Origin of the sequence: Campylobacter sp. JMF_08 NE1, assembly GCF_027737875.1 — a bacterium.
Taxonomy (GTDB): Bacteria; Campylobacterota; Campylobacteria; order Campylobacterales; family Campylobacteraceae; genus Campylobacter_B.
This window is the reverse complement of record NZ_JAOVUC010000002.1, coordinates 109858-136023: the sequence shown is the minus strand read 5'-3', so window position 1 is coordinate 136023 and position 26166 is coordinate 109858. Positions and strand designations below refer to the sequence as shown.

Here is a 26166-nt window from a genome sequence, read left to right as displayed (position 1 = left end):
CCCAATCTCACCTAAATCGCACAAATACGATAAATCTCGGAAGCTTTTATACGCCTGAGTTTATAGTGGAAATCGCCTATAAAATGCTTGAAAAAGTAGCAAATTTGAGCGAATTTACACTGCTTGATAGCAGTTGTGGTTATGGAGATTTTTTCACTAAAAATTTAAAATATATCGGAGCCGATATTGATGAGATTGCACTGCAAAAAGTATCGCCTAAAATTCGCAAATTTTACACAAATTCGCTATTAAATTTAAATAGAGCCAAATTTGATATTAAAAACAACGAAAAACTCATTATAATCGGCAATCCACCATACAATGATAAAACTTCAATCATAAGAAATAAAATAAAGCAAGATTTGTTTGAGATTGACAAAGAGCTAATTTACAGAGATTTAGGAATTTCATTTTTGCGTTCTTACGCTGTTTTAGAGCCTGAATTTGTCTGCGTTTTGCACCCGCTTTCGTATCTCATAAAGCAAACAAATTTCAAAGCTTTGGCGAAATTTAGAGCAAATTATCGTTTGATTGATGATTTGATTATTAGTTCTGAAATTTTTACGCCAAATTCAAGCACTTTTTTTCCTATTATCATCGCTTTATATGAGAAAAATTCGCTTGGTATGGATTTTAAATTTATAAAAAAATATAAATTTAAAACCTACGAGGGCACTAAATTTAGCCTAAATGATTTTGATTTTATAACAAATTATGTTAAAAAATATCCAAATCCCCGCGATACTCGCAAAGAAGTGGCGTTTTTCCATACTTTGCGCGATATAAATGCACTCAAACGAAATCAAACTTTTATGAGTAAGCCAAGTTCAAATTCTATAAAAGTTTTTGCCGAAAATTTGAAATATTACTGTTATATTCACCATTTCAAGCAGTTTGCTTCAAAATTACCATATTATTTTGGAAATTTGGATATTTTCATAGATAATGCTAAATTTTTAAAAATTTCAGATGAATTTTTGGATTTAAAACCAAAGCCTATTATCACAAATTATTTTGATAAATTATTTAAGGAATATGTATGAAAAGCCTAAATTACGAATTTCCACTCAGCAAAGCCACTGGGAAAATTCGCATAAAAGAGCGACTTGCTTTTAGCGACTACGGACAGCCAGTCGCACCCACTAAGACTATAATCACGCCAAAGCACTACATAGAGTGGCAAATCGGATATGACAGAGTTATAGAAAAAGATGAAATCGTTCATTTTATCGGAGCAAACGGCAAAGAAAAGCAAATTTACGAACTTAGCGAATTTTTAGAGTTTGGATTAAAAACAAATTTGATTTCAAAAAAAGAGTTAGAGAATTTACGCTTAAAAATAGAAAATAACAATATTTTTATAGATGAAAAAGAAAAAATCACAAGAGAACATTTTATAAGCGAAAAAATCGGGGAAATAGAATTTTTAAAATCACGAGTTTCCTACCCACTTTTAGTGCATAAATTTGAAAGCAAGGATATGCTTTGTGAAATTATCGTGCGTGAAAAACAACGAGCAGTAGGCACTATGCCGATGCTTTATTTTTGCATACCTGTGGCAAATTTACAAGACGAAAAAGGCAAATTTAGCTTTATAGGACGACAAATTCAAAGCAAAGAAAATGGATACTTGCAAATAAATTCGTCAAATATCGCAGTTTTTGTTAAAATGTTTCAAATTTTTGGACTTTTGAGTAAAACACACAAACACGATTGTTTGGAAATTTTAAATTACATTTTAGGTGGCGCAAAATGAAACCATACTACACCATAATTTTACTTATATTTTCAAATGTTTTGATGACGATTGCGTGGTATGCGCACTTGAAATTTACCAAAATCCCGTTTTTTAGCAACCTTGGGCTTTTTGGGATTATTCTATTTGGCTGGTGCGTGGCGTTTTTCGAGTATTGTCTGCTAATCCCTGCCAACAAATACGGCTACATCGGCAACGGCGGTTCGTTTGACATTTGGCAGCTCAAAGTCATGCAAGAAGTCATCACGCTTAGCGTTTTTAGCGTGTTTGCGCTGCTGATTTTCAAAAGCGAAGCCTTTCGCATAAACCACATTATAAGCTTTGTTTTCCTAGTTTTGGCTGTGTATTTTATGTTTAAAAAATAGGAAATTTTATGATATTTTTTGGTTTTTCAAAACGATTTTGGCGATTTGAGATGGTGCCGTGAAAGCCCAAAAATAGGCAAAATTCAGAAATAAAATTTAATAAAAAGGATAAAAAATGAGTAAAATCAAAATAGGAATTTTAGGTTATGGAAATTTAGGTCGTGGCGTGGAGCTTGCCGTGCGAAACACAAGCGATATGGAAGTTTTTGGCGTATTTTCTAGGCGTGAGCCAGCTAGCGTGAAAACCTGCGGCGCGAGTGTTTATAGCATAGATGAAATCTTAAATTTCAAAGGCAAATTCGATGTTTTGGTGCTTTGCGGTGGCTCGGCGACTGATCTGCCGACACAAACGCCAGAATTTGCCAAAAACTTCTGCGTTGTCGATAGTTTCGATACACACGCTAAAATCCCTGAACACTTCGCAAATGTCGATAAGGCTGCTAAAAGCGGCGGAAATGTCGGCATTATCGCTATCGGCTGGGATCCGGGTCTATTTTCGCTAAATCGCCTTGTGGGCGAAAGTGTGCTAGAAAGTGGCGAAAGCTACACATTTTGGGGCAAAGGCGTGAGCCAAGGGCATTCTGACGCTATCCGCCGAATCAAAGGCGTAGTCGATGCTAGACAATACACTGTGCCGATTGAAAGTGCGTTGGCGAGTGTCAGAGCCGGAGAAAATCCAAATTTAAGCACGAGAGAAAAGCATTTGCGTGAGTGTTTCGTGGTCGCCGAAGATGGCGCAGACAAGGCGAAAATCGAAAACGAAATCAAAACAATGCCAAATTATTTCGCCGATTATGATACAACCGTGCATTTTATCGACTTAGAGACATTAAAACGCGAACACGGCGGAATCCCGCATGGTGGCTTCGTGCTAAGAAGCGGCAGCACAGGCGAAAATGGCGAGACAAAACACCTAATCGAATTTAGCCTAAAACTCGATTCAAACCCTGAATTCACAGCTAGCGTGCTTGTGGCGTATGCAAGAGCGGCGCACCGACTGCATAAAGATGGCAAAAGCGGTGCATTTAGCATTTTTGACATCGCACCGGCTCTCATCTCGCCAAAAACCCCTAGCGAGCTAAGAAAAGAGATTTTGTAAATTTACTTGCCGTGTGAAATGCCAAATTTTGGCGAATTCGCACGGCGAAATTCATTTTTTGCAAAAAATTTAGCTTGAATTTATAAAAAAAGGAAACAAGATGAAACAAAATTCAAATTGGAAAATCATACACGATAAATACCCGTTTGAGAAACTTATAGAAGCTACATTTTTGGCTTTAAAAGAAAAAGGAAATTCTGCTTCAAATACCGAAATATTCAATAAAATTATTGAAATATTAAACATTGATGATAATTTTTTAGAAATTATGCATTTAGATACTCAAAAAAGCGAATTAGAGTATCAATTGGCTTGGGCTAGAACATATCTAAAATCTTTTGGTATCATAACAAATAGTAGTCGCGGGGTATGGTCTATAACGCCAGAATTTGCAAAATTTGCAAATATAAATCCGCAAGAAATAATTGAAGAATTTAATAAAAATAAAAAAATAAAAGAAAATAAGCAAAAAGACAAAGTTTTGGAGCAAAAATTAGAATATGTCGAAGAAAATGAAGAATTTCAAACTTGGAAAAATAGATTATTTAAAATATTAACAAATATGAACCCTTTTGCTTTTGAAATACTTGCGCAAAGATTGCTTAGAGAGTGCGGTTTCGTAGATGTCGAAGTTACTAAAAAAACAGGCGATGGCGGAATAGACGGAACGGGAAAATTTAAACTAAATGGAATTTTTACATTTAATGTCGCATTTCAGTGTAAGCGATATAGTGGTTCTGTAAGTGCTTCTGCGATACGGGATTTTCGCGGTTCTTTAACAACCGATATAGAAAAAGGTTTATTTATAACTACGGGAAGTTTTACGCGAGATGCCAAAGAAGAGGCTATGAAGTCAGGTAAAAAACAGATTGATTTAATCGACGGTGAAGAATTTATGGAAAAATTAGCTCAATATGGGCTTGGTTTAAAAGAAATAAAAGATTATGAAATCGACGAAAAGTTTTTTAATAATATTTGAGCAAAATTATTGTCAGCAGTTGTGTAAAAAAAGAATTGATTGCTAAAAATAGTTAAAAACTCAGGCAAAATCTATGTAAATTTTGTGAAAAAATTGAACTTTCCTTAGCTTTAAATATACAAAATCCGCCCGAGCCTAACTAAATTTAGCCACCAAATTCAAATTTCACTCACTTCTAGCGTCGCTGATTTCATATCCGAAATTTATCGTTTTTGCCTCGCCGTTATTTAGCCTAAATTTCCAGCTTGCTCGGCCCTCAGTGTCGATATTATCAGCTTTTGTGCCACTTTTATCAGTGATTTTGACTTTCTCGTCCGCGCTTAGTGGCATTTTGGCGAGTAGTTCGATATCCCAAGCCCGCTTGCTTGTGTTTTTCACCTCGTAATTCCAGCTAGAAATCGTGGTTTTTTTGGTGCCAAAAAAGTTTTCTTTGGTGTTTTTCTCATCGATTTTTTTGGTGACTTTGATTAGGCGATTTTGTCCTAAAAACACGCTGGTATCCACACCAGCAGGTATTTCCTCGCGCCAGTCCTGGCCTGCATTTACCCCATCAATTTCGATTGTCGTAAGGGCGTGGTTGAGTGGCTTTTCAAGCTTTGTTTTGGCCTGCAAAAACGCTAAATTTTGGCTGTATGCGTCGATAAAAATGCTAAATTTTGCCTCTAAAATTTGCTTGTCAAAGTCGATTTTCGCACTCTCATTTGGCGCAATGCTTAAATTTTCGATTGTGTATGAGTTCGATAGTGTGAGCTGGGCATTTGTCGCCTGCACGGCGCGGTTGCTCATCGCAGCCCTTGGCGCGGCGCTTAGCATGGCTTTTTGCATATACACGCCATCTGCTTCGTAAGTTTGCCCACCGATATATTGCGCCTGAAACGGCCTTGGGGCGAGCAGGGCAGAATACGCATACGGATAAATCGCCACACTAAGCGCGTCAAGAGCCGAATTTAGCGGGTTTTTCACGCGGATTGATTGCGTGATAGCAAGCTTTTGCTTCTCTGTATCGGCGCTGATTTTCGCGCTCGCTCCCTCGTTTAAAAACGCCGCGTATCGCAACGCAACGCTCTTTGGCGCACACGCAAAGCTTAAATTCGCATGCCTCATTTGCGCACTTGGTGTGCGTGCGATTTGCTCGTTTAGCGCGCTCTCATCGGCTTGAAGCTTAGCGATATTTTCAAAATCCCTTAGCGCGCCCATGTAAAATTCATCTGCATTTCCGCTACCAGAACTAGCCAAATTTTTGCTAAATTCAATCTTAGCCTGGATTGCCTTTTTTTGCGCTATTACCTTTGCAAGTGCCTCTTCTAGGCGTTTTCTCTCGTCGCTTTTTATCTCATAAATCCCGCTATCCCCTAGGTTTTCTAGCTCGCACTCGCTTTTGATTTCAAGCAGACCTAAATCGAGCTGGGCTGGGATTTCTACGCTAAATTTCGCAGAGCCCGGGCTAAAAGTTTGGGTCAAAAAACTATCGTTTTGATAAATTTCGATGAAATTTTGCTTTGGTTTTTCTAGCTCGTTTGCGCCACAGAGCGCGCACGATACGATTAGTGGCAGGGTTAGGCTTTTCATTGCATCTCCTTAAAAATTTTCAAAATATTAGTAATTTAAAGTAAATGGTAGTTTAAAAGTGTAAAATGAAAGCTTTATAAAATTTTTAGGGGTGAAATATGCTAGAAGCGCAAGACTGGGAGTTTTTGAAGGGAAATTTTTGCGATAAATTTGATTTTGAGGGCGATGATTTGGGCTTGATTTACAAAAACGCGTATAAAAAGCGCCTCAGAGCGGGGCAGATAATCTATGCTAGCGAGGATTGTTTGGGCTATGTTTTGCTTCGTAGCGGGCTTTTGCGCGCATTTATCGGCACTGGGGGCAAGGAGCTGACCGTTTTTAGCATACAAAACGGCGAGAGCTGTATGATCTGCGATACTTGCAAGTTCGCCCTTGCTCAAAACCGCCTTAGCGTCGAGGCTAGAAGCGAGTGCGAGCTCATCGTAATCCCGCCAAGCATTTTCAAAATCCTAAAAGAACGCTACCCTGCTGTGCTAAATTTCGCCCTAGAAATCGTAGCCAAACGCTTTTCGCAAGTCATAATGGCAAGCGAGCAGGCGATTTTCGCGCCACTTAGCGAGCGCATAATGGGCTTTTTGCGCGAAAATTTGGGCGCAAACGGCGAAGTGTGCGCGACGCACGAAGATATAGCCAATCATATCGGAAGTGCCAGAGAGGCGGTATCGCGCGTGCTAAAAGAGATGGAAAAATCAGGCAAAATCGCCCTTAGCAGGGGCAAGGTCGTGGTGATTGAGATTTGAAATTTTGAAATTTTGCGTTTTGTTTAAATTTTGGTTTGCAAAATACTGCGCCGAAATTTTTTAAAATTTTAAAAATTTTAAAATTTGGCTAAATTTTAAAATTTAGCCAAATTTTGCGCTAAAACAGCCCCTTTAAAATCCCCTTAACAGCCTCTTTTGCCTTGTCTTCACGGCTTTTTTCTTTGGCATTGTTTTGCGCGTCAGAATTCGCGCCAGTGTTTTGCCCTGATTTAGACCCCTTATCGCCTAGGAGTTTGTCGATACCTTTGCTGATTTCTTTGTTTAATTTTTCCTTCAAATACGCAGAATCGACGCTATATTTTGGATTTTGCGTGGTGCCGGTGATTTGGACGCTAATATCCGTTTTTTCGATATTTGCCTTAACCGGGATATTGATTTGCTTGCTTTGGGTGTCAAATTTGCCCCCGCTTACATTTAGCTTGCTTTTTTGCGCGCTCATATTTGTGTTAAAAGTGATTAAATTTTGCACGATTGTGCCGTCCAAGGTTACATTATTATAAACTTCGCCCGCTAAATCGCGACCTAAAATTTTGCTTACAACGCCCATAAAATCGCTACTTTTTAGGCGTCCTTGATTTATGAGGGAGTTAAATTTGCCCTTTTTGGACTTTGTGTTGTAGCTAAAATCCATGTCCCCAACGCCGTCGTAAATGTGGCGCACACCAAGCATATCGGTCAGGTCTTTGACCGCGAATTTCGTGAGTTTGACGCTGACATCATCGTTTATCATCTTGCCGTTCATCGCCCCGCCAAGGATATTTGACGCAAACGAAACGGCGAAATTTTTAGGCTTGTAATCAATTTTGCCGTTTCCGTTAAATTTACCAAACAGCTCAATGCCAGTTAGAAATTTCATTTTGGTTAAATTTGGCACATTGACGCTATAATCGGCGTTTAGAGTGCTAGTTTTGAGATTATAAGCCCCTGTTATTTTGTCGAAATTCGCCAAATCTGAGCCAAGTTTGGCGGTAAAATTCGCAAGCGAGTTTTTGATATTTGCACCCAAATTTAGGCTAAATTTCGTATCGCTTGGGAAAGATTTGCCACTAAGTTTGTCGAGGTATTTTTTATAAAGCACGCCATTAGCGATATTTGCGCTAAGTTCGCCATTTATTCCGGAGGCGAGATTTAGTTTGGCTTCGCCGTTTATCGCGCCATTTCCGATAGCTTCCATGCCCAAAAACGAGGTTATAACTGCCAAATTTAGCGATTTTGCGCGCACGCTTAGCGCGCTAAGGTTGCCACTAGCTATCAAATTTCCGCCAAGCGCGTCGAGATTTAGGGCTAGGTTAGCTAGTTTGCCCGATTTTAGCGTGATATCAGCCACACCCTTGCCAGAGCCTGAAAATTTCTGCCCTGTGATGTGAGAGAGTTTGGCAAAGTCGCTAATAGCGAAATTCACGCTAACTTTGCCGTCTTTGCTAGGCGCATTATACGCGCCATTTATCACGGCTTTAAGCCCATTTTTAAAGGCGTTTATATTTGTGTTTTTTAGCGTAAAATCCTTAAAATCGCTGATTAGCTCGCCACTAGCGAGTAAATCGCCAGAGGTTTCGTAGTTTATGATTTTGGCTAAATTTTTAAGTTCGGGCACGCTTAGGGTAAAATCGCTTTGAAGGGTGCGTTTTTGCATATCAAAAATGCTTTGTTTCGCGCTTAAATTTGCCAAATTTGAGTTGATTTCGCTCGTGGCTTTGGCGATACCCTTGCTCACGCTGATATCGGAGTTTAGCGCGATTTTAACGCCACTTGGGATAGTTATGTTTAGATCTTTTAGCGCCTTTTCATTTAGTAATAAATTTTGCGATTTTATGGTTGCACTGCCCTCTGGTGTGCCGTTTGTGGCGATGATATTGGAGTTAATGGCGACATTTCCACTGGCGTAAAGCGGCTGACCTGCCACGGCTAAAATTTTGGCGACATTTAAATTTGGCGCTACGATTTGCAGGTCTGTGGGCATAAAATCTGTAAGGTTGGCTAGAAATTTCACATCGCTATCAAACGCCCGTCCTGCGCCGTTTGCGCTGATTTTTTGCATATTTCCTAGCACGCGACCATTTAGCGAAACCCTTTCCTCGTCAAGTGCTACGCCAAAGCTTTTTAGATCTTTTGCGTTTAGCTCGTAGTTTGTGTCGAAGCTTTTGGAAAAAATGTCGTATTTGCCCACCAAATGCGCTGAAATTTCGCCATTAATTAGCGCCGTAATGTCGAAATCGTCGCAGTTAAGGTCAAATTTATCTAGTCTAATATCAAAGCCTGTTTTTTGTGAAAGGTATCGCTCGATATATGGCTTAGTGATAGAGTTGCCAAAATCGCTCCAAAGTAGCGCAAAAACCCCGCCGAAAATCAATCCGATAAAAACCAAAATTCCTATGATATATTTCATAATCTGCCCTTTAAAATTTTTCGTAAATTTTATCGCATTAGATTAAAATTTTATGCCAAAAATTTTGATAAAATAGGGCAAAATTTACTAAATTTCAAGGATTTTTCATGCTACCGCTAAAACAAGTGGAAAATAAAAAAAATAAAAGATTAAATCAAATTTTTGAATTCATCAAATCTCGCCCCGCAAAAACGCAAGAATTAGCCCAAATTTTCGGTGTCAATGCAAAGACGATAGGTAGAGATATGGAGATTTTGAGGGATTATGGCGTGGTGAAAGAGGGGTGGAGCTGGAAATACGACCCTAGCGCGCAAATGCGGGATTTAAGCGACGAGGAGAGGCTGGTGCTAAGCCTGATAGCAAGTCTGTGCGAAAACATATCCTCTGATTTTTATTTCAAAAATAGCGAGCTGATTTCTGGGTTACTTGGGGGCATGGACGAGCAGATTTTGGCGTTTTTTGGCAACGAAAAGCTGGATAAAAAATCAATACAGAAATTTAGCCTTGTCCAAAAAGCGATAAAAAACAAAAATATCATCAAATGCACTTACGGCAAGCATGAATTCAGAGCAAAACCCATAAAAATCGCGTTTTTGGAGGGGTTTTGGTATTTGTTTGTGTTCGACTGTGGCGAAGGGGATAGGTTTAAGAAATTTCATTTCAAAGATATCGAAAATATAAAAATCACGCCCGAGGTTTTCAAAACATCTGTGCAGGTGCAAAAGCGCATAAAACAGGCGCGCTCGGTGTGGTTCGAGCTAGAAGACAAGTATAGGGCGAGGCTGTGGATAGATGAAGTGATCGCGAAGTATTTTAGGCGCAAACCATATATCAACTGCGATTTTACAAGGGAGTGCGAGGACGGCTCGATTGAGATTGAGTTTGGGTTTAGCAATCCTATGGAGGTCAAACCGCTGATTTATCGGTTTTTGCCACATATCAAGGTCGTCGAACCAGCCTGGCTAAATGATGAGATAAAGGCGCAAATCGCGGGGTATCTAGGCGAGATAAGTTAGTCTTGCGAAACTTTGCTTATCTCGCGATTATCACAAATAACTAGCTTCAAGCCTATCGTTTATGCCATCTAGTCTGTGCTCTAAATCGATTATTGTGTTTTCTAAAACCGCTATTTTCTCTTCTAAATTTGATATTTTTTTCTCTAAATTTCGCTCGTTGTCTTGCACATCGATTATCGTGTCTCTTAGAAATTCTATATCGTTTTTTAAATCCGATACTCTTTCTTTTAAACTATCATCGTAGTATGGCGAATAATCAGTAATTTTTTTATCGCCAACTTTGAAATCTTTGATTATTTGTATAGCTTCTTCTTCGTCCTTGACGCTAAATGTGCCAAAATGAGCACCTGCCGGTCTAAAAAGTCCAAAACTAATCTTGTTCTTTTGCGTATCGATAAGGCAAGCCATCCCGCGGCTATCATTAACAAACGCATTTGAGCCTTGTTTTCTTTTTAAAGCACCGATTTCTAGGGGGAATTTGTCTAAATTTAGCATATTTTTGTCCTTTTAACTTTATATTAAGTAAATTCGGCTCTTATGACCTGATGCATCTTAATAAGCTTTTAAGATTTTCGATTGTATCTATATCTGGCGAGTGCGTTAAAACCAATCCTTCATCTTGTGCATTTTTAAGCCCAAATTTTTCTCTTATCTCATCAGATACTCGAATTTCTTTGTCAAAATAGATATGCCAACCATCATCTAGGCAATATAGTTTTTCGATAAAATTTTCTATTGCTGCGTAAGAATAGCTATTATCGCCATATTTGATAAAATACTTTCTGTCATTTATTTCTTTGTCGAATTCTTTTTCTATATTTTTTATAACAGCACAATAAATAAAAGGATTAATATGCGTGTAGTATATACCAACACTTAAACCACCCATTTTTTCTATTTCAAATTTGTTTCTATATTCTTTTATTATAAATACATTTCTATATTCATTTTCTTTTTCTTCTTTTTTAAATTTACCTTTATAATCGACATTAAATTTAATATCTGTTTCTTTGAAAAATATCTCTCTATATTTCACAAAATAATATCTCCAATCTCGTTTTTGTTGATTTTCACAATCCATAATATATCGTTCGCAAGTTGTTTTAGGATTGAGATTTTCTTGCGCAAATAAGTCGATTATATCTTTATATTTGTCATTATTATTTGAAAATACAAAATTCCAACAATCTTTTAATCCTGAGCCTATATAGTATTTGTTACCGATATTTGTATCACCATGATAAATAAAATCTATTTTTTCGTAACGAACAAGCATTCCTAAAATATCGACCGCTTTCGTTTGTTTGTCAAAAATATTATTAACATTGTTTAACAAATTTGAGTATTTTTCGACATTGTTTCCATAGGCTTTATATACTGCACCCAAATCGCCTTGAATAATTTCGCTGTCTTCTAATTTAAAAATAATTTCTTCTATATCTTTTAAATTTTTGCTTATGTTATTTTTCTCTTCAAAAAGTTCTTTATTTTTTGTGAAATTTATTTCTTTGCCATCAATAAAATTTAAAATAGAATAAATATCTTGCGCTCTTAAATTTGATTTATATGTAACACCGCCTCGCCCATCAGGTTGTTTTATAGAACACATTATATTTCTTGCTTGTCTAACTAGATATTTTGTATTTTCTTTTTGATAGTTAGAAATTATTATGAAATATATAACTTTTTCATAATATCCTTTTTCAATTTTTATAAGGAATTGTTTTATATCTGTGTCTTTGTTTGTATCTTGTTTGCCCCAATAAATCGGCACTTCTTTAAAAATTTCGTTTGCATATTTTTCAATTTCATTTACATTATTCAAAGCTGAAAATAGAAATTCTATATTTTCTTGCGAATTTTCATAAATTTTTAATGCTTCGCTTTTATCAAATTCTGCTTTTTTGTCATCTTTTGCTTCTTTTTGGCTGTTTTCGTTGCTTTTATAAAACAGCATTTCGCTTATGAAATAAAAATAGTTCATAAATGCCGTATCGACACTATCAGCTGGGTTGCGGTCTTCTTTTTTTTGGCTTGTTTTATCTCTAAATTCCCAAAATTTCTCAGCCCAATCTTTATCGATTTTATTTTTAAAATAACGCAATAAGTGTCTAAATTTTTCTTTTTCTAACAAATCTTCAAATTTTGCTTTAAAATTTTCAAATTCAGTTAGCCCTTTGCCCCTTGCGTTCATTTTGATATACAGCTCATCGCTTAGACCAAATTCGCCCATATTCAAAAAATCAAAGTCTATGTTATTTAAATTTTCAGGTTTTATATTCTTTGAAATTTTTGCTTTTTCGTGTATGGTATCGAGCATATTTAGCATTGATTTTACCGTTGGGTCGTTTTGCCAAAATGCTAAAAATTTTGCATCATCTTTGATTTGAGCCGAAATTTTTTCATTATTTTTCAAATTTTCACAATTTAAATTTACCAGCATATCGCAAAATTCCCTTGAACTAACCCTTGTTTCATAACGAAATTTTGACTTTTCGCCGTCTTTTAATTCGCCAAATCCAAAATACCAATGCAGTAAAAATAGCGTTGTTAGGCGTTGCTGTCCGTCAAGCGGGATAAATTTGCCATTTTTTACGCTTCCATATATAAATTCAAGGTGCAAATTGGCTTTTTCGCCACTTAAAACTTCAAAAATAGAAGTCAAAAATTTCTCTCTTATCTGCGTTGTTTTTGTGTCATCTCTACCCTGTGCGTAATCCCTTTGAAGCATAGGGATTTCGATTTTGTATTGTTCTATTAGTTCTTTAAAATTCATTGTTTATCCTTATTGAAAAAATTTTCTAGCGTTTCTTTTATGGTTTCAAGGTATTTTTCCATGTCGCCATTAGTCCATTTAAATCTATCAAACGCTTTATTGTTTCCGTCGCTGTAATACTTCATAAAGACATTTTTAGTGCAAATCGGTATAAATTCGCCCCGCTCGTCCATTTCTTTGATTTTTTCCCTTTTTTTTGGAAAAACTCCATGATTTAATTCGCTATTTAATCTTGCTGAAAGCAGAGCTAAATTTTTTACTTCATCTATTGTGCCACTTTCTTCGTGTAATTCTTTGTAAATTTCTTCTTTCAACTCGGCAAAATTATCATCTTTTGAAAATTTTTTTATTTTGTCTTTTAGGTCTTCGTTTTTTACATAGTTTTCTAAATCATTTAGCCACTTTTTTTGTTGTTCAAATCCTTTTATCTCTTCTTCGTTTCGTGCGTGAATATGCTCTAAACTCCATTTTTCTTTGTTAAATTTATTAAAAGAAAATCTAGTAAAATTTGATCCAGAATTTAAAATTGTAGCTATGTTAAATAGCAACAAAATATTGGTTATGTCTTGGTTGTTTTTACCATATTCTAATTTTTCTAACTCATCCTTTTTTATTTTTTCTTTTATTTTGCTTTTTAAATCTACTTTAAAACTGCTTTTTGTTTTTTCTTTTTCTTTTGCTTCTTTGTATATACTTTCTATTTTTAAATTTGCCGCTACCAAAAATCCAACCAAATGGTAAATTTCATAGTCTTCATACCAGTATCGCAAAGTCAAAAATGTTTGCTTGACTTCTTTCCAAAAATCTTCGTAATGGTTTTTCTCTTCGTCATTTTTATTTTTATTTGTATTGTTTGGCTTGTATCGTTTTTGCAATTCATAAAAAGTTACATATTTATCATCATCTTTGTGTTCTTGATTTAAGCAAATTTCAAAAATCAACTCTATCCTAGTCGGATACGCTTTTGCTGTCGTCAAAAAGCCCCAAACTTCGTCGTTTTGCAAGTAATATTCTATCTCGTCCCACTCTTTGGCAAGTTCTATTTTGTCTTTTTTGTCTTTGCACTCATTGATAAGGGTTGCTTTGATAAGCTCGGCGTTGGTTAGTGGAATTTTACCGCTATTTATCCTTGCGAAAACTTCTTTTTCATTTTCTTTTTCATCTAGTTCATACCAGATGAATTTTACCTTTTCTTTTAGAGATTTTATAAAATTTTCTTTTTCATTTTTATGTTTGTCTGCCCAATCTTTTATAGCTATGATTGCATTGCTAATATAGAATTCATCAGCACTCTCATCGCTTTTATAAATTTCGTGGCGTATATCAGTAAATTTATTCTTAAATACATTATTTCTGTCATAGTCCAATTCAAAATTTGGCTCATCTAAAATTTTCAAAATCAAATATATAGTAGTTAGTCTTTGTTGCCCGTCGATGACGCTATATTCTTTGCTACTATTTTTAGCTTCATCGATTAAATTTTGTAATTTTTCATATTCTATATCGCCATTTTCATCTGCTTGGTCTTTTATTTTTGATAAATTTATATTTTTCTCGACATTTATAGGTTTTACCATTAAAGGTTGCAAACAATAAAACTCATCATTTTGTTTGTCAGAAAATTCCAAAATATCATTAAGCAGTGCTTCGACATGTGTCTTTTCCCACCTGTATCCTCTTTGATACGACGGAACTTTAAATTTATAATCCAATAAATCTTTGATAGATTTTAACTCCATTTTATACCTTTTATAAAAATTTTTAGTTTTTATGATTATAGCTAAATCAATAGACATTTTTTGTCAAATGTATCCACTCGGCTTTAAATTTGCTGTTTTTATCATGAAAAAAATCGCAAACCAAAATACTCAGTTTTTTGATCTATATTCCTGAAAAAAGCTATTTTATCGTAAATGCAAGGGGTTATCTCTTTGCCGTTTTTATCGCATAGTCCCCATTTGTCATTTTTTTTGAGTCGAACTACGCTTTGATATTCAGACCAACATATCTCATCATATCTGAGCGGTAGTATAAATTCGCCTTTTCTGTTTATTACGCCATATTTTTCATTTTTACACAAAATTGCAAAATCATCCTCCAATGGCTTGGCCTCATCGTATATGAAATCCACCAAAACATTGCCCTCATTATCAATCATTCCCCATTGCTCTGTATCAAAATTTTCTTTTTCATCGAAAATCTCGATGCAAGCACTATCCCAAGTAAAATCTCTAAAATCTTCTAGGGTGTTATAAATACAAGGAGCCAAAAATTCGCCTTTTTTATTTATCAATCCTTTATAGAGATGGCTATATATATCATTTTTAATTTTTGTTTCTTGGCTTACAACGGCAACTCCGTGATTAAAAATAAAAGGCTTATCAAATTTTAGTGCGATAACAAATATGCCTTTTTTGTCAATCGCTCCAAATTTGCCATTTAACCCTACACAGGCAAGTTCGTCTCTAAAATAATCAGCAAAATCATAGATACAAGGTATAACTTCTTGCCCCGACCTGTCTATATAGCCGTATTTGCCATCTTTGCTAACAAGGCTCATATCATCGTGAAAAGGTTCGATAATGTCGTATATAAATGGAGATATAACTCTACCATTATGGTTGATAATACCCATTAAATTGTTGTTATCATGGGCAACAATCAAGTCTTCATAAATAATATCGATATAGCTATAAATGCAAGGTATAAGAATCTTGCCTTTATCGTCTATGAGGCCATATCTGCCACCATATTTAATCATAAATAATGCTCTTTGCGGTTGGGATAAACATAACTGATTAATATCATCGTAGATACAAGGGATAATCTCATTGCCTTTCATATCGATATAGCCAAATTTGTTGTTTTTTTCGCTTTTTATAAAATTAGATTTTAATTCGTGGTTATAGCGTATAAAAAGTTCTTGATGCAAATATGTATAATTTCCTACACTATCATACTCAAATGGAATAATAACTTTTCCAAATTTGTCGATAAATCCCCATTTGCCGTCTTTGTTCGCACCAAAAAAGTTGTCTTTGCAAAAGAAAATGCCATCAAATACACAAGGAAGAATCTCTTTGCCAAAATTATCTATAATACCACGCTTTCCCGATTTATTGACTATGAAGAGTATCTCATCGTGGGTGTATATATAGTCGTAGATAAAATCCGCTATCAAATTTCCTTTTTTGTCAAAAAGTCCGCATTTTCGACCAAGTTTAATGGCAACGATAAAATTTTTGTATAACTGAATTTCATCGTAAATGCACGGGATTATCAAATTTGCATTTTCGTCGCAAACTCCATACATAAAATCTTTCATTACAGTTGTCATACCATACCCACAGCGTATCACGCCATCATATTCACAAGGGATAATCTCATTGCCGTTTTCGTCTATTAAGCCAATTTTTCCATCTTTTTTTATCGCTGCTGCATTTTTCATTTCCGCCCCTTTTTAAAATTTTTTGCGATTTTAACAGAAAAGATAGACATTTTTTGTCAAATTTGCCTGCTAAAATTGCAAATTCAAAGGAGATAAAATGACATATTTACGAGACATTACCGCTATCTATCCGAGCCAGTATCGCCCCACAATCTGCGAAAAAGTAGAAGCTAGCGACGCTAGATTTTACAGATACATACTAGAAAAACGCCCTAGCAAAGAGAGTGCAAATGACAAAAAACTGCTAATCTTGCTAAGCAACCCCCAAGAATCCGACCTTTATATCTGCAACGAAAAAATGCGAAAAATCATCGATTTTTGCGAAGCTAGCGGCTATAATGGATACTGCGTGCTTAGCATTTATCCGCTAATAAGTTCAAATCCTGCGAATTTAAGCGAAAAGCTCTATGATAAATGTGATGCGCTGTATAATTTAAATTTGATAAAATCCAAAATCAAAGCCGATTTTAGCGATATTTGGCTAGCTTATGGCGAGTATGAATTGCCGAAATTTATGGTGGAAATTTTGGTTGAAATTTTAAATTTTGCCAAAAAATCTGGGAAAAATTTTTTCACGATAAATGGCAAAATATCTGGGCTTTCGCACTTCAAAAACGGCGTCAATCAAAAGATTGAAGTAGGTGAATTGCAAAGGTTTGAAGGCTTGGAGTCTGAAATTGAAAGACTAGAAAAAATAATAAAATTTGGCTGAAATTCAGCCAAATTTCGCTTTAAATAAAGCCGATTTTACCTGCTAGCGCATTATGATTTTTATGCGAAATTTCGCTTCCCAGCCGGTCGATAAAATCCTCTGCGCTCTCAATTGGGGCGAATTTGTGCGCGCGCATAATGGTGGCGAAATCGCCCGGCGTGAGAAAGGCTAAATTTGCTAGGCGCTTTTTTGCTGAATTTGTGATTTTTATACCCATAGCCACGCAGCCCTTTTCAAGTAGCCTAAGTGCTTGTTTTGCGCTTAGATAGTCAAATTTCAGCTTCATATCAAACCTGCGCAAGCTAGCCTCATCAAGCGTGTCGATTAGATTGGTCGTGGCGATAAAGATTCCGCCAAAATCCTGCATTTGCGTTAGCATTTCATTGACTTGGGTGATTTCCCACGAGGCGCGCGCACCGCGTCTGTTTTGCAAAAAGCTATCGACTTCGTCGAAAACTAGCACCGCTTTTTTCTTTTTAGCCTGCTTAAACGCCATGGCGATATTTTGCTCGGTTGCGCCCACATAGGCATCTAGCAAGTCGCTAGCGGTTTTGATAATCAGCTCTTTGTCTAGCTCTTTTGCCAAAAATTTCGCAAACTCGCTTTTGCCAGTTCCGCTAGGTCCGTAAATGCAAATCCTAGCGCTCTTTGCCGTTTTTAATTCGGTGCTTAAATTTGTCAAATTTAGCGCCGAATTCACACAGGCTATGTCATAATTGGGCGAAATTTTGATTTTTTGTTTTTTCTTTTTTGCGCCGAAATTTTCGCCAAACTGCGCCTTTAAATTTCCAAAAATGAGTTTTTTGAAAATTTCATCTCTATCTCCGTTCTTGATATTTGAAATGACTTTTGTTGCGCCAGAAATCAGCGCAGGCGAGATTTGGGGGATTTTGGCTAGTTTTTTGGCTGTGCGCTCGCAAATATGGTTTTGGGCGTATTTTTGGATAATTTCGAGCCTTTTGCACTTTGGCGGCAAAGAAAACTCAATCACCATATCAAATCGCCTAATATAGGCATTATCCATGCACTCTATGTCATTTGTGACCCAAAATGTCGGCACGGCGTTGGATTCTAGCGTGCGATTTATCATGGCTTTGGAGATATCGTTGCTTTTAAATACATCCTCGACTTCATCGAACATTATCAAAGCCTCGTGCGCTTTTAGAATTTTGTCTGTAAATTTTATTTTGCGAAATCTAGCGTCGCCCTTTTCGGAGCGAAAGTCATCGTCATCGCAATATGGGATTTCGTATAGGCTTTTGCCTACGCTTTTGGCAAACATTTTGACAAATTCTGTCTTGCCAGTGCCCGGCTCGCCATAAAGCAAGATATTTGTGCCTTTTAGCCCACGCGATACGAAGTTTTTTAGGCTATCTTCATCGATTTTGAGATAGTCGTAATCGCTAAAATTTAGCTCGCAATCGCTACATTTGCGCAAATAGTATGAAAACAAATACTCAATATCTGTGCCACTTTCGACCATTTTGTATGGGAAATTCTCATCGGCGTAGTCAAGTATTTCGTCTATGCTGGGTTTGTAGTTGTTGTGGCACAGTTTATTAAAAATATAGCTACTCATCAAATTTGATTTTCTATCCAGTGCCTTTCTTACGGCGTCTTGGTCTAAATTTAGGATTGTTGCGATAGCGTAGTGTAGATTTGCGCTAGTGATTTTATCTGTGTATCTGCACCCTCTAAAAAAGTTGTGATTGTCAAATACGCGAACGCATATCGAAAATTCGAGTATATCGTGCTCGGTCTGGTTTAGATTTAAAAATTTGCAAATGAAATTTAGGTTGTCATCTAAAATTTTATAGGTTTTTAAATTTTTATTTTCATATTTGCTAAGCTCGGATTTGATGAAATTTTTATCAACTTTGCTTTGATAACCAGCGAAATCATACCCGTCTTCCTCTTCTTTGTCGAACATTTTGTATTCGTTGATATAGGCTATCGTCCTTAAAACCCAAAGTCTGAACTTTTCGCTAATCTCAAATGGCACGCCTGAATTTCGCATTTTCTATCCTTTCTCTTAAATTTCGATTGGATTTTACTCAAAATTTCAGACACTTTTGTGTCAAATTTAGCCACGAAAATTTTTAAATTTGACAAATTTTCGGTGATTTTATCACTATGCGCGCGCTCTTAAAATGCTATAATCGTGCGAAATTCGTAAAATTTAGAAAAAAGGAGAGAGTATGCAAAGCATAAAAAGCCGTATGATTCGCATAGTAATCGGTGCGATAATCATGGTAGTTGGGGCGTTTTATCACAGCTGGTGGGGCGCAGTGGGGCTAGTGCCGTTTGTCGTGGGTGTGAGTGGATTTTGTCCTGCGTGCTATTTTTTGAATCGTTGCAAACTGCCACAAAATTAAAATTTAAAAGTAGGGCAAGCTTGCCCTACAAATTAATTTGAAGTATTTGAATCGCTTGAAGTGTTGTTGATATAGGCGTTTGTGCTGATTTTGTTCCACTCGCGACCGATTTTTAAAAATGCTCTTTGGCTATCCAAAATCTCTTTGAAAAGCGGATCTTTCGCGCTTTCTTCATCTAAAATTTCATTTGTCGCGCTTCTTAGTTTCTCGACTACATCGGCAGGGAAATTGCGGACTTGCACATTTGGAAATTGTGCTTTAAGCTCTGCCCAAATTTTAGAATTCTCATAAAAGCCCTTGTTTTGGAAGTTTTCGCCAGCCATACGAGCTGCTGCTTCGATGATAGCTTGCAAATCAGCAGGAAGCTTCTCGAAAGCCTTTAAATTCACCAAAATTTGGCAATCCCCAGCTGGTTCTTGCCAGCCTGTGTAGTAGTAGTTCGCCACTTTGTGGAAGCCAAGAGGCATATCATACACCGGGCTTACCCACTCCACAGCGTCGATTGTGCCCATTTCTAGCGCCATAAATAGCTCGCCAGTTGGGACAGTGTTTATCGTAGCGCCTAGTTTGCTCATTACCTCGCCGCCAAAGCCAGGAATTCTAAATTTAATGCCTTGCAAATCAGCTAACGAGTTGATCTCTTTTTTGAACCAACCGCCCATTTGCATGCCGGTTGAGCCCATTAGAAATGTCTTCATGCCATACGCGCTAAACATTTTATCATTTAGCTCTTTTCCGCCACCATAATAATACCAAGCGTGTTGTTCATCAGTAGTCATACCAAATGGCACGGCAGTCCATAGCATGGTCTTTGCGTCCTTGCCTTTGTAGTAATACAGCGAAGTATAGCCCAAATCATACTGACCGCTTTTGACGAAATCAAAAACACCAAAGCTGGCTTTGTGTTTTGATGGTGTATCAATTCGGATTTCAAGACGCCCACCACTTAGCTCTTCGGCGTATTTTTTAAACTCATTAGCCGCGTCGCCCAGAACTGGCATAGTGCTCTCCCAGGTGCTAGCTAGGCGCAAGCGGTATTTTTTATCCGCTGCGAAAGCGTGTGTCGAAAAAAGCACTACAAATGCTAAAACTAAAAATTTTTTCATAAAAATCTCCCTTCAATAAATTTTTTAAAATTTTAATTAAATAATTCAGGTTTGTTTGCGCGCAAAAACTCCACCACAGCGATTGGCTCGTCTGCACCCTGTGCGTCTGAGTTTTGCAGGACTTCGTCTATATTTTCGATATAGGCTTGTGCGGCGGCTTGGAGTTTGTCGCGTCTGACGCCAGCGTAGATTAGCATGGCTTCGAGTGTGATATTTAGCTCGTAGATTAAATCATCGTTGTTTAAATTTTCGTTTTCAGATTTCATTGTCTGCCTTTTGGGTTTTTAAATTTATGAGTTGTTCGATTTGGGACTTTATCGCTTCGTATGAATTCGCGTCTTTAAAGCCGATAAAAATCCCGCCACTAGCGTTCGCGTGTCCGCCACCGCCAAGTAGATTTTTCGCCATTGCGCTCACATCGACTTTGCCGTTTGCACGGAAACTTAGCGTTTTTTTTGAGGTTACATCGATGAAAAAGTCCATATCAGGGTTGCGCGTCAAAAAGTCATTTCCGATGACGCTGACATTGCCGATATTATAGGTCAAAATGCCCTTAAAGCCCTCGTATTGGATACTAAATCTCTCTTTTTGCGCGCCAAGGAGCGTGACGACATAATCCGAGATTAGGTTGCTTAGTGTGTCGTTTCGATCGCTATTAAAAAAGCTTTTTTTGATAGCGTGAAGCGCGTCATCTAGGGCGATGTGAGGCTCGCTTAAATTTTGAAATTCAAAAATTTTATTTAGCAAAAAATTTATATACTCTCTGCTTTGCTCTTCGAACATGATTTTGTTGATCTCTTTTGCATTTGAAACCATACCAAGGCAAACCTTGCCAAGCTCGAACTCGCTCTCATCTTTTAACCAGATATCGACTGCATTTACGACCTTGACAAATTTCGCTAGCTCTTCGTCCTCGCCAAAAATCGCGCTGAAAAAATCATAGGTGATTTTGGTAGCGCAACGAGAATTATCTAGCAGATACCAAGGGTATTTCTGCGCGCACTCTGCGCCACTTTGGTGATGATCGAGCAATAAAATTTTGGCGTTTTTTTGCGCTAATTGAGTTTGAAATTTCTCGCACTGAGCGGGGAGTAAATTTAGATCAGTTATCAAAACAAGTGATTTTGCGTCTGGATTAGTTTGCAAATTTTCATCGATTTTGCCCAAAATTTGGTCAAATTTTTCGACGATTTCTTTGCCATAATTTGCGTTAAAAAACTCCACGCCACTAAGGTAGTGCGCGACTACGAGCTGGGCAGAGTATCCGTCTAAATCGGTGTGGCTTAGGTGGTAAATTTTCATTAACGCTCTTTTTTGATAATGTCTTGCAAGGTGACATTTTGCATATACTCATCGACTTTGTCTTGAAGCTCGTTAAACATGAGATTTACGCGACACAAAGCCCGTCCGTTTGGGCAGCCTTTGGTGCCTTCTTGTGTGCAATCAAAAATCGAAGCTTTGCGTTTTTCGGCACTTGTGATGATTTCAAGTAGGGTGATTTCGCTAGGTTTTTTGGCTAGGCTAAATCCGCCTTTGGCGCCTTTAAATGAGTTTAAAAGCTTGCTTCTAGCTAGGCTTTGCAAAATTTTGGCTAAAAAACTGCGTGAAATTTGAAGTTTTTCAGATATCGTATCGACATCCACAGACTCGCTATTTTGATTTTGAGCTATGCAAATCATCGCAAGTAGGGCGTATTCTGACGCTTTTGTAAAGAGCATTTTCTCTCCTTTTTTGATAAATCCGATTATTTTACCCAAAAAAAGCAAAAATTTAGGTAAATTTAGTATAATTACCGCTTATTTTATTTCACCGATCAGGAGGTCATTATGGCTTTAGACACGGCTCAAAAAGCACAAATAGTTGCGAAATTCGCTAGAAAAGAGAAAGATACAGGTTCAGCAGAGGTGCAAATCGCGCTACTTTCTGCAAAAATTGCATATCTTACAGATCATATCAAAGCAAATCCAAAAGATTTCTCATCTCGCCTTGGACTACTTAAAATCGTAGGTCAAAGAAAAAGAATGATGAAATATCTAAAAAACAAAGATTACGCTACATACTCAAAACTAGTTGCAGAACTTGGTTTAAGAGATAAATAATTTCAGTTTTTATTTTGTCTTAAAGCGCGTCTAGCCCCGCTAGATGCGCTTTTTTAATGCTTTTAAATTTTGAAAATTTTGAGCGATGAGCTAAATTTCGCAAAAATGCAAATTTGGCTAAATTTTGCAAAAAGCTAAATTTAGCCTTTTGCCTTTTCTTCGCAAGCTTTTATCGCTTCGATGATAGCTGTGGCAAAGCCCATTTTTTCGAGTGTTGCGACCATTTCTATGGTGGTGCCTCCCGGCGAGCAGACCTCGTCTTTGAGTGCGCGCGGGTGGGCTTTGGTGCGAGCGCATAGGCTAGCTGAGCCAAGCACGGCATTAGCGATGATATCGTGCGCCATTTCGCGCGTTATCCCACCGCGCACAGCCCCGTCGCTAGCGGCTTCGATTAGGTTAAAAATCATCGCTGGCAAGCTTCCGCTAATGGCTGTGAAAATCGCAAATTTGCTCTCATCAATCTCGTAAGTCTGCCCAAATGCGCTAAAAATTTCTCTGATTTTGGCTTTTTCCTCTTCGCTAACTCCGCTAAAACACAGCGCAGTATTTCCAAGTGAAATTTTGGCAGGAGTATTTGGCATGGCGCGAACGATTTTTTGCGCCCCGCAAAGCTCGCCAATGCGTGAGACGCTGAAATTTGGCGCAAGCGAAATTAAAATTTTATTTTCCAAATTATATTTTATTTTTTCTAGGACGCTCTCATAAACGGCAGGTTTGATTGCCAAAATAATAATATCGGCAAAATTTGCAAGCTCTGCCTCATTTTTAGCGGATTTTATGCCTAGTTTTGCACAGAGCTTCTCGCCTTTTTCCCTGCCATAAACGCAAATTTTATCCTTTTCAAATTCCGCCCCCACGAGCGCCTCTATCATCGCTGCGCCCATATTTCCTGCGCCTATAAATCCTATTTTCATCGCATTTTCCTTATCTGATTTGTCCCTCGCCACGCACGATGTATTTCGTGGTAGTGAGTGCTTCCACGCCCATTGGACCGCGCGCGTGAAGCTTTTGTGTGCTTATGCCGATCTCGCCACCGAATCCAAACTCGCCCCCGTCGCTAAATCTGGTCGAAGCGTTGGCATAGACGACTGCGCTATTGATTTCGTTTAGAAATTTTTCGATATTGGCGGAATTTTGGCTTAAAATCGCTTCTGAGTGCGCACTGGAATTTTCGTTGATAAACTCAATCGCTTCGGCGGTATTTTTTACGATTTTAACAGCCATTATTAGCGATAAAAACTCCGTGCCAAAGTCGCTAGAATCCGCTTTTTTGGTGTTTGCGAAATTTGTAAATTTCGCGTAAATTTTCTCATCTAGGCGAAATTCTACTTCGTTCATTTCCTTTAATAAAATCGGTAAAATTTGCTTTGCGATATTTTCGTGTAAGATTAGGCATTCTAGCGCGTTGCAGACACTTGGGCGTTGGGTTTTTGCATTTTTGATAATCTCTACTGCCTTGCTTAAATTTGCGCTCTCATCGACGAATGTATGGCAGACGCCAGCCCCTGTGATGATGACTGGGATTTGCGCGTTTTGCGTGATGAAGTCTTTGAGATTTTTGCCACCACGAGGGATTAGCACATCGATCCACTCTTTTAGCTGGATTAGTTTTAGCACATCTTCGCGCTCTTTGGATTTTATGAGTGATACTGCGCCGCTAGGCATGCCAATTTTCTCTCCCACACGGCAAAAAATTTCGCTTAGGCAGATGTTTGAGGCAAGAGCGCTAGCTGAGCCTCGCAAGATTATCGCATTGCCCGCTTTTAGCGCGAGTGCGGCGGCGTCTATGCTGACATTTGGTCTGCTTTCATAAATCATAGCGATTACGCCAAGAGGCACGCGCACTTTGGCGATACTCATGCCGTTTTGGTGTCGCCAGCCTCCCACGATCTGCCCGATTGGATCAGGAAAATTGGCTAACTCTTTTAAAGCCACGCTCATTGCGCTAATCCTGCTATCATTTAGCGTGAGCCTATCAATGAGAGCCTCGGAGATACCTGCCTCGCACGCGTTTTTTATGTCGATTTGATTTTGTTCTTTGATAAGTTCTTTTTGAGCGATTAGCTCATCAGCCACGCCAAGCAAAATTTGATTTTTTTGCTGGCTACTTAGCTTTGCGACCTCGATACTTGCGCGTTTTGCGCGTTTTGCTAATTCTAAAATTTCCATAATCTATCCTAAGACAATATTGTTTGCATGCACGATATAATCATCGCTTACGCTAGGTAAAATTTTCTCATATTCGCTCGATTTTTTCCCCATAATCAGCGAAATTTCAGAGGCGCAGTAGTTTGCGATACCGCGCGCGATGCGCTGTGAATCCGCGCCCAGTATTTCGATGACATCGCCCCGCTCAAACTCGCCACTTACACCCACAATTCCCACGCCTAGCACGCTTTTGCCGTTTTTTATGGCTTTGCATGCGCCCTCATCAAGGCTGATTGCGCCACGCACATTGGCACCATAAGCTAGCCAGTATTTTTTCGCGCTAATGGATTTTTCCTCTTTGCAAAAAATCGTTCCAACCTCCTCGCCAGCGATGATTTTGGCTAAAATTTTGCTCTCTTTTCCATTTGCGATTATCATATTTGCGCCGATTTTAGTAGCCATTTTAGCAGCACTAAGCTTTGTTGCCATGCCACCAGTGCCAAATTTCGACCCCACATCGCCTGCCATTTTAAGGGTGTTTTCGTCGATAAAATTTACGATTTTTATCAGTTTTGCGTCAGGGTTCGTGCTAGGGTTTTTATCGTAAAGCCCGTCGATATCGCTTAAAAGCACGAGCAAATCAGCGTCGATTAGCCCGGTTACTAGCGCGCTCATTGTGTCATTATCGCCGATTTTAAGCTCATCGCCACTGACTGGATCGTTTTCGTTGATGATAGGGATAATGCCTTGCGAAAGCAGGGCGGTAGCGACATTTCGCGCACTTAGGTAGCGCGCGCGGTCGCTAAAATCAATGCGCGTTAGCAAAAGTTGCGCGATAATCTCATCATGCGCCCAAAAAAGCCTCTCATACAGGTGCATTAAAGCGACCTGTCCCACGGCTGCTAGGGCTTGTTTGGCGCTTAGCTCTTTTGGTTTTTGCTCGATTTTTAGTATGCCCATACCAGCCCCAACAGCGCCAGAGCTAACTAGCACAACCTGATACCCTTGTGCTTTGAGTTCGCAAATTTGGGCAACTAAGGATTTGATAAATGTTTCATTTAGTGAGCCATCACTATTTGTAAGTGTGCTTGTGCCGACTTTTACGATGATTTTTTTGGTATTTTTTAATAAATCTTTTCTCATTTTTAACCCTTGAAATTTGGCTATTTTAGCAAAATTTAGCTTTGTTTAGATAAAAATCTCTCCAAAATTATCATCGCTGCGACGCTATCAAATTTCTCATTTACACCGCCTTTTTTCGTGCTTTTTAGCGCGAATTCCTTCGCCTCGACACTAGAAAAACTCTCGTCTTGGTAGCAAATTTCGCCATTAAATTCTAAAAGCGAGACAAAATGCTTTATGCGACGCTCCATCTCTTCTTCGCTTGCACCGCCTTTGGGAAGGCCAACGACGAGCTTTTGCGCCCCTCTTGTGCGCAAAAACTCGCTAGCTTCCCTGGCTGCTTGGTTGCGGTTTTTGCGCAAAATAGGCTCGCTAGGAAGGGCTAGTGCGCCATTTGGGCTGATTGCTACGCCGATTCGTTTAAGTCCCACATCGAAAGCTACTATCAA

Annotated in this window: 25 protein-coding genes; 10 read left to right on the top strand and 15 right to left on the bottom strand. The window is 38.1% G+C overall.

Translation table 11 applies throughout. From position 1 onward, the window contains the following. Positions 1–29 precede the first annotated feature (29 nt). The 5 genes from OFN91_RS02630 to OFN91_RS02610 all read left to right on the top strand — a co-directional run bounded on the left by OFN91_RS02630 (position 30) and on the right by OFN91_RS02610 (position 4199). Positions 30–1043: an Eco57I restriction-modification methylase domain-containing protein gene (locus OFN91_RS02630; protein ID WP_270873262.1), complete on the top strand. Its 1014-nt coding sequence runs from the start codon at positions 30–32 to the stop codon at positions 1041–1043. Continuing rightward, on the top strand, positions 1040–1756 hold the full coding sequence (locus OFN91_RS02625) for a R.Pab1 family restriction endonuclease (protein ID WP_270873170.1): 717 nt from the start codon (positions 1040–1042) through the stop codon (positions 1754–1756). Before OFN91_RS02630 ends, OFN91_RS02625 begins: the two co-directional genes overlap by 4 nt. After that, complete coding sequence (locus OFN91_RS02620) at positions 1753–2121, top strand: DMT family protein (protein ID WP_270859445.1); 369 nt, start codon at positions 1753–1755, stop codon at positions 2119–2121. Before OFN91_RS02625 ends, OFN91_RS02620 begins: the two co-directional genes overlap by 4 nt. Positions 2122–2236: 115 nt before the next feature. After that, positions 2237–3220, top strand: a complete 984-nt coding sequence (locus OFN91_RS02615) for a diaminopimelate dehydrogenase (RefSeq protein WP_270873169.1) — start codon at positions 2237–2239, stop codon at positions 3218–3220. 100 nt (positions 3221–3320) lie between these two features. After that, positions 3321–4199, top strand: a complete 879-nt coding sequence (locus tag OFN91_RS02610) for a restriction endonuclease (RefSeq protein ID WP_270873168.1) — start codon at positions 3321–3323, stop codon at positions 4197–4199. 165 nt (positions 4200–4364) lie between these two features. Here OFN91_RS02610 and OFN91_RS02605 read toward each other — a convergent pair whose 3' ends face one another. Further along, positions 4365–5768 (bottom strand): DUF4139 domain-containing protein, encoded by a 1404-nt coding sequence (locus OFN91_RS02605; RefSeq protein WP_270873167.1) that lies wholly within the window; start codon positions 5766–5768, stop codon positions 4365–4367. A gap of 98 nt (positions 5769–5866) precedes the next feature. Between OFN91_RS02605 and OFN91_RS02600 the strand changes: the two genes are divergently transcribed. Next, positions 5867–6508: a Crp/Fnr family transcriptional regulator gene (locus tag OFN91_RS02600; RefSeq protein ID WP_270864916.1), complete on the top strand. Its 642-nt coding sequence runs from the start codon at positions 5867–5869 to the stop codon at positions 6506–6508. A 118-nt stretch (positions 6509–6626) separates the two neighbouring features. Here OFN91_RS02600 and OFN91_RS02595 read toward each other — a convergent pair whose 3' ends face one another. Further along, the gene (locus tag OFN91_RS02595) at positions 6627–8915 is read right to left on the bottom strand and encodes a hypothetical protein (protein WP_270873166.1); all 2289 of its coding nucleotides are present in this window, start codon (positions 8913–8915) and stop codon (positions 6627–6629) included. A gap of 107 nt (positions 8916–9022) precedes the next feature. On the opposite strand from OFN91_RS02595, the gene OFN91_RS02590 reads away from it, so the two are divergent. Beyond that, positions 9023–9931: a helix-turn-helix transcriptional regulator gene (locus tag OFN91_RS02590; RefSeq protein ID WP_270873165.1), complete on the top strand. Its 909-nt coding sequence runs from the start codon at positions 9023–9025 to the stop codon at positions 9929–9931. A 30-nt stretch (positions 9932–9961) separates the two neighbouring features. On the opposite strand, the gene OFN91_RS02585 is transcribed toward OFN91_RS02590, so the two are convergent. The 4 genes from OFN91_RS02585 to OFN91_RS02570 all read right to left on the bottom strand — a co-directional run bounded on the left by OFN91_RS02585 (position 9962) and on the right by OFN91_RS02570 (position 16155). Beyond that, positions 9962–10426 carry a hypothetical protein gene (locus OFN91_RS02585; RefSeq protein ID WP_270873164.1) on the bottom strand — a complete coding sequence of 155 codons (465 nt, stop codon included), beginning with the start codon at positions 10424–10426 and terminating at the stop codon, positions 9962–9964. A gap of 40 nt (positions 10427–10466) precedes the next feature. Continuing rightward, entirely contained in the window at positions 10467–12707 is a 2241-nt protein-coding gene (locus tag OFN91_RS02580) for a DUF262 domain-containing protein (RefSeq protein ID WP_270873163.1), read from the bottom strand. Next, positions 12704–14446, bottom strand: coding sequence for a DUF262 domain-containing protein (locus tag OFN91_RS02575; protein ID WP_270873162.1), 1743 nt, complete (start codon positions 14444–14446; stop codon positions 12704–12706). The genes OFN91_RS02580 and OFN91_RS02575 overlap by 4 nt, the downstream gene beginning before the upstream one ends. Positions 14447–14547: 101 nt before the next feature. Beyond that, positions 14548–16155 (bottom strand): WG repeat-containing protein, encoded by a 1608-nt coding sequence (locus tag OFN91_RS02570; protein WP_270873161.1) that lies wholly within the window; start codon positions 16153–16155, stop codon positions 14548–14550. A gap of 97 nt (positions 16156–16252) precedes the next feature. On the opposite strand from OFN91_RS02570, the gene OFN91_RS02565 reads away from it, so the two are divergent. Next, positions 16253–16867, top strand: coding sequence for a DUF1643 domain-containing protein (locus OFN91_RS02565; protein ID WP_270873160.1), 615 nt, complete (start codon positions 16253–16255; stop codon positions 16865–16867). Between the two features lie 19 nt (positions 16868–16886). On the opposite strand, the gene OFN91_RS02560 is transcribed toward OFN91_RS02565, so the two are convergent. Continuing rightward, a complete protein-coding gene (locus OFN91_RS02560; RefSeq protein WP_270873159.1) occupies positions 16887–18884 on the bottom strand; it encodes an AAA family ATPase in 1998 nt (665 codons plus the stop codon). Positions 18885–19065: 181 nt separating this feature from the next. On the opposite strand from OFN91_RS02560, the gene OFN91_RS02555 reads away from it, so the two are divergent. After that, on the top strand, positions 19066–19242 hold the full coding sequence (locus tag OFN91_RS02555; protein ID WP_270859000.1) for a YgaP family membrane protein: 177 nt from the start codon (positions 19066–19068) through the stop codon (positions 19240–19242). A 32-nt stretch (positions 19243–19274) separates the two neighbouring features. On the opposite strand, the gene OFN91_RS02550 is transcribed toward OFN91_RS02555, so the two are convergent. From OFN91_RS02550 to OFN91_RS02535, 4 genes are read right to left on the bottom strand one after another with little or no spacing between them, the layout of a single operon-like run. Continuing rightward, the gene (locus OFN91_RS02550; protein ID WP_270873158.1) at positions 19275–20348 is read right to left on the bottom strand and encodes a TRAP transporter substrate-binding protein; all 1074 of its coding nucleotides are present in this window, start codon (positions 20346–20348) and stop codon (positions 19275–19277) included. 32 nt (positions 20349–20380) lie between these two features. Next, entirely contained in the window at positions 20381–20614 is a 234-nt protein-coding gene (locus tag OFN91_RS02545; protein WP_270873157.1) for a hypothetical protein, read from the bottom strand. Continuing rightward, complete coding sequence (locus OFN91_RS02540; RefSeq protein ID WP_270873156.1) at positions 20604–21650, bottom strand: DHH family phosphoesterase; 1047 nt, start codon at positions 21648–21650, stop codon at positions 20604–20606. Before OFN91_RS02540 ends, OFN91_RS02545 begins: the two co-directional genes overlap by 11 nt. Next, a complete protein-coding gene (locus OFN91_RS02535) occupies positions 21650–22066 on the bottom strand; it encodes an Rrf2 family transcriptional regulator (RefSeq protein ID WP_270858996.1) in 417 nt (138 codons plus the stop codon). The genes OFN91_RS02540 and OFN91_RS02535 overlap by 1 nt, the downstream gene beginning before the upstream one ends. A 108-nt stretch (positions 22067–22174) precedes the next feature. On the opposite strand from OFN91_RS02535, the gene rpsO reads away from it, so the two are divergent. Further along, on the top strand, positions 22175–22447 hold the full coding sequence (gene rpsO, locus OFN91_RS02530) for a 30S ribosomal protein S15 (RefSeq protein WP_270858995.1): 273 nt from the start codon (positions 22175–22177) through the stop codon (positions 22445–22447). Between the two features lie 140 nt (positions 22448–22587). On the opposite strand, the gene proC is transcribed toward rpsO, so the two are convergent. Genes proC through ruvX form a run of 4 tightly spaced genes read right to left on the bottom strand, consistent with a single transcriptional unit; the run spans position 22588 to position 26166 of the window. Further along, positions 22588–23361, bottom strand: a complete 774-nt coding sequence (gene proC / locus OFN91_RS02525; protein WP_270873155.1) for a pyrroline-5-carboxylate reductase — start codon at positions 23359–23361, stop codon at positions 22588–22590. A 10-nt stretch (positions 23362–23371) separates the two neighbouring features. Then, complete coding sequence (locus OFN91_RS02520; RefSeq protein WP_270873261.1) at positions 23372–24619, bottom strand: glutamate-5-semialdehyde dehydrogenase; 1248 nt, start codon at positions 24617–24619, stop codon at positions 23372–23374. Beyond that, complete coding sequence (gene proB / locus OFN91_RS02515; RefSeq protein WP_270873154.1) at positions 24620–25738, bottom strand: glutamate 5-kinase; 1119 nt, start codon at positions 25736–25738, stop codon at positions 24620–24622. It abuts the gene before it with no gap. Between the two features lie 35 nt (positions 25739–25773). Next, on the bottom strand, positions 25774–26166 hold the full coding sequence (gene ruvX / locus OFN91_RS02510; protein WP_270873153.1) for a Holliday junction resolvase RuvX: 393 nt from the start codon (positions 26164–26166) through the stop codon (positions 25774–25776).

Excerpts from the sequence above, each read along its gene's own strand:
- OFN91_RS02585 (WP_270873164.1), bottom strand. The coding sequence starts at position 10,426 with ATGCTAAATTTAGACAAATTCCCCCTAGAAATCGGTGCTTTAAAAAGA.
- OFN91_RS02600 (WP_270864916.1), top strand. The coding sequence starts at position 5,867 with ATGCTAGAAGCGCAAGACTGGGAGTTTTTGAAGGGAAATTTTTGCGAT.
- OFN91_RS02625 (WP_270873170.1), top strand. The coding sequence starts at position 1,040 with ATGAAAAGCCTAAATTACGAATTTCCACTCAGCAAAGCCACTGGGAAA.
- OFN91_RS02550 (WP_270873158.1), bottom strand. The coding sequence starts at position 20,348 with ATGAAAAAATTTTTAGTTTTAGCATTTGTAGTGCTTTTTTCGACACAC.
- OFN91_RS02605 (WP_270873167.1), bottom strand. The coding sequence starts at position 5,768 with ATGAAAAGCCTAACCCTGCCACTAATCGTATCGTGCGCGCTCTGTGGC.
- OFN91_RS02545 (WP_270873157.1), bottom strand. The coding sequence starts at position 20,614 with ATGAAATCTGAAAACGAAAATTTAAACAACGATGATTTAATCTACGAG.
- OFN91_RS02575 (WP_270873162.1), bottom strand. The coding sequence starts at position 14,446 with ATGGAGTTAAAATCTATCAAAGATTTATTGGATTATAAATTTAAAGTT.
- OFN91_RS02555 (WP_270859000.1), top strand. The coding sequence starts at position 19,066 with ATGCAAAGCATAAAAAGCCGTATGATTCGCATAGTAATCGGTGCGATA.
- OFN91_RS02565 (WP_270873160.1), top strand. The coding sequence starts at position 16,253 with ATGACATATTTACGAGACATTACCGCTATCTATCCGAGCCAGTATCGC.
- proB (WP_270873154.1), bottom strand. The coding sequence starts at position 25,738 with ATGAGAAAAGATTTATTAAAAAATACCAAAAAAATCATCGTAAAAGTC.
- OFN91_RS02570 (WP_270873161.1), bottom strand. The coding sequence starts at position 16,155 with ATGAAAAATGCAGCAGCGATAAAAAAAGATGGAAAAATTGGCTTAATA.
- OFN91_RS02610 (WP_270873168.1), top strand. The coding sequence starts at position 3,321 with ATGAAACAAAATTCAAATTGGAAAATCATACACGATAAATACCCGTTT.
- OFN91_RS02620 (WP_270859445.1), top strand. The coding sequence starts at position 1,753 with ATGAAACCATACTACACCATAATTTTACTTATATTTTCAAATGTTTTG.
- proC (WP_270873155.1), bottom strand. The coding sequence starts at position 23,361 with ATGAAAATAGGATTTATAGGCGCAGGAAATATGGGCGCAGCGATGATA.
- rpsO (WP_270858995.1), top strand. The coding sequence starts at position 22,175 with ATGGCTTTAGACACGGCTCAAAAAGCACAAATAGTTGCGAAATTCGCT.
- OFN91_RS02535 (WP_270858996.1), bottom strand. The coding sequence starts at position 22,066 with ATGCTCTTTACAAAAGCGTCAGAATACGCCCTACTTGCGATGATTTGC.
- OFN91_RS02595 (WP_270873166.1), bottom strand. The coding sequence starts at position 8,915 with ATGAAATATATCATAGGAATTTTGGTTTTTATCGGATTGATTTTCGGC.
- OFN91_RS02615 (WP_270873169.1), top strand. The coding sequence starts at position 2,237 with ATGAGTAAAATCAAAATAGGAATTTTAGGTTATGGAAATTTAGGTCGT.
- OFN91_RS02560 (WP_270873159.1), bottom strand. The coding sequence starts at position 18,884 with ATGCGAAATTCAGGCGTGCCATTTGAGATTAGCGAAAAGTTCAGACTT.
- OFN91_RS02580 (WP_270873163.1), bottom strand. The coding sequence starts at position 12,707 with ATGAATTTTAAAGAACTAATAGAACAATACAAAATCGAAATCCCTATG.
- OFN91_RS02590 (WP_270873165.1), top strand. The coding sequence starts at position 9,023 with ATGCTACCGCTAAAACAAGTGGAAAATAAAAAAAATAAAAGATTAAAT.
- OFN91_RS02540 (WP_270873156.1), bottom strand. The coding sequence starts at position 21,650 with ATGAAAATTTACCACCTAAGCCACACCGATTTAGACGGATACTCTGCC.